The 2,790-nt window shown below is 55.4% G+C and carries 1 protein-coding gene and 1 pseudogene; one reads left to right on the top strand and one right to left on the bottom strand.

The window, feature by feature from the left end; translation table 11 throughout:
* A pseudogene (locus tag RMO15_RS11065) lies at positions 1-886 on the top strand (glycoside hydrolase family 2); the annotation flags it as partial.
* A gap of 67 nt (positions 887-953) precedes the next feature.
* Here the strand turns inward: RMO15_RS11065 and RMO15_RS11060 are convergent.
* Positions 954-2,790: hypothetical protein (locus RMO15_RS11060; protein ID WP_309712004.1), on the bottom strand; the 1,837-nt coding region annotated here is incomplete at its 5' end.

Raw genomic sequence — 2,790 nt, 5'->3', positions numbered from 1 at the left:
CCCCGATGTGCTGCTCGAAGAAGACCCCGGTCGTCCGTACTTGCCTAGCTCGCCGTACATTGATCCCGAGGCGTTTACCAAAGGAGAAAAATACCTGCCCGAGAACCACCTCTGGGGGCCGCGTGACTACTTCAAGAGCCGCTACTACACGGAGTCACTTTGCCACTTCGCCAGCGAGATCGGCTACCATGGCTGCCCGTCGCGCAAGAGCCTGGAAAAATTTCTCTCGCCCGAGAAGCTCTGGCCGTACCAAAACAATGACGAATGGATTCTGCACTCGACGTCGCCGATCCCCGGCTACGACCTCTATGACTACCGGGTTGAGCTGATGGCCAAGCAGATTCGCGAGCTGTTTGGCGAGGTGCCGGATAACTTAGACGACTTCGCCTTTGCCAGCCAGGTGAGCCAGGCAGAGGCGAAGAAGTTCTTTGTGGAGCTCTTTCGCACCAGCATGTGGCGACGCACAGGGATTCTCTGGTGGAACCTGATGGATGGCTGGCCACAAATGAGCGACGCGATTGTGGACTACTACTTTGAGAAGAAGCTGGCCTATAGCTATCTTAAGACCAGCCAGCAACCGCTCCTGCTGGCCCTCCGCGAGCCACGCGACTGGCACCAGGAGCTCGTCGCCTGCTCCGAGTTGCGGGAAGACACCACGCTCACTTTCACGATCACCGATGTCGAGACGGGAGAAGTGATGCTTTCGGGCGAGGGAGTCGCCAAGCCCAACTCTGTCACCGTGCTGGGACGGATTCCCTACTCGGCGGCGTGGAAGCGCTTGTACAAGATTGAGTGGGAAGGCGGCGCGAACCACTATCTGTGTGGTAACCCGCCCTTCGAGCTAGAGACCTACCGACGCTGGGGGCGTCGCTCTGGGATTTTATGATCTACGACTAAAACGCAAGGTGCCCTCAAACCCTAGGGGCTTGAGGGCACCTGTTCTCCTTTTACTCTTAAGGGAGAATTACTTTGACATTTCTACTGAAGTACTGTACCGACTGGTCACTTGTCCGCACATACGTACCGGTGATCTTGACCAGCCCCGCCGTGCCGCTAGGCTGAGTGGTTGCTCCATAGTTTAGACCCGCAATCGTCTGTGTCCCGTTAGTGATAACCCCGACATTCAGAGGGATATTGAGCGGGTTCAGTGCGGGATCACCACCAAGCGTCATACGAGCGAGGGTCACCGTCACATCCTTCGTATTACCAGTTCCCGTGTTCCTCAGAGTAACCGAAAGAATGGGAGCTGGCTTTGTGCCGCCAAGCGTCGCACTGGCGATGGTGATAATACCCGTGCCATTAGGATTGCCCTTTTGGTAGTTGGTATCAATCACGACGGGGAGCCGCCACATGCCACGCCCATAGGTGGCTGCCATTAGATAGCCTGTGCCGGGAACCAGCTTGAGAGCACTGATTTCACAGTTTGGTAGACCAAGCGGCTGTGTCGCATTCTGCCAGGTTACCCCTAAGTCGGCGGAGTAGAAAACGCCAATGTCTGTGCCTACCCAGATCGAGCTCGCGTCACAGGTGACGGCATTGGTGGGAACATCGGGGAGTCCCGTCGTGCCGGAACCGCTGATATTCAAGAAAGTCACACCGGCATCATAGGACTCGTAGAGGTGCCCCGTTCCTGTGCCTCCTACGGCAACCCGAACGTGATCCGCATCCACGGGATTCACCCAGATACTGGTAAAGGATCGGTTGGGGAGGCCGGTTCTCTGAACCCAACTGGCACCTTGATTGCTACTAATCCAGAATTTTCCATCGGTGGTACCCACATAGAGGCGCTGGTTATTGGAAGGTGCGACGGTAATAGCGCGGATCTGACCATTGGAGAGCTGCGTATTTCCGAGGTGTCCCTGCCATGCTCGGGTGGTCTCATTGTAGCGCCACAAGAACTGTGTCCCTAGGTAGAGATGGCCAGGAGCGGTGGGATCTATTCCTAGCCAGGTAAAGAAACCTGGGCTTTCACTAAAGTAGGCAGGGGTGATATAGGCCCCCGATGCCCAGGAATTACCTGTACGAGCGACGGTGCCACCTTGGACTGTTAAGAACTGAATCGCGGGATTGCTGGGGTTAATGGCACAACCAAAACCATCACCCGCGCCAGGATTTTTCCAGTTCGCAAGATCCCCGAGTGCTGCAGGCGTTGCGTTATCCTGTGTACCTGCGAGCATGATACTAGGGTTGGTGGGGTGAAAATCTGCATCGTGAAATGCAGTCAAACCAATCGAGTGATTCCACTTTGTCGCAAACGTCCACGAGGTAAGGGTGGGGGCACCCACCGGAGTCGTGTACGTAAGGCCATAGATGCCACCATCATTACCCACGGCCATGATATTAGAGTCGCCTGGAAAGATAGCAAACGAGTGCGAGTCGTTGTGTGTTCTCGCTTGTGAGCTTCCGGTGCGGCCAATATCAATCCATGTCCCATTGGCTTCGGGGGATGCAGCGATAGTGATCAGGCCTAGGTAGAGAGTGTCTTGTAGAGTTCCATTGATGGTATGGGCAGAAGCCTGCATGTGGTAGTCGTAGGGAACCTGTGACCAGTTGGAACCAGGGCCATAATTTTGAGGATGGTTGCCTGTGATATCAGTCCAGACCCACGCCCCTGTAGTGGCATTACGTACCCCTTTCCGAATTCTCTGGTCACTGGTGTTGGTCATGTAGAGGATGTTGGCACTGACAGCTGAGGCCGCGATCCTGACCCTGCCTGTCCCACCAATCCCGGTGATCTGTGCCCAAGTGATGCCCTTATCTGCCGAACGAAAAATCTTGTTGTTGGCTCCT

This window comes from Armatimonas sp., from assembly GCF_031410135.1.
Lineage (GTDB): Bacteria > Armatimonadota > Armatimonadia > Armatimonadales > Armatimonadaceae > Armatimonas.
The sequence above is the reverse complement of the archived record's forward strand: the minus strand, read 5'-3'. Positions and strand labels throughout refer to the sequence as shown.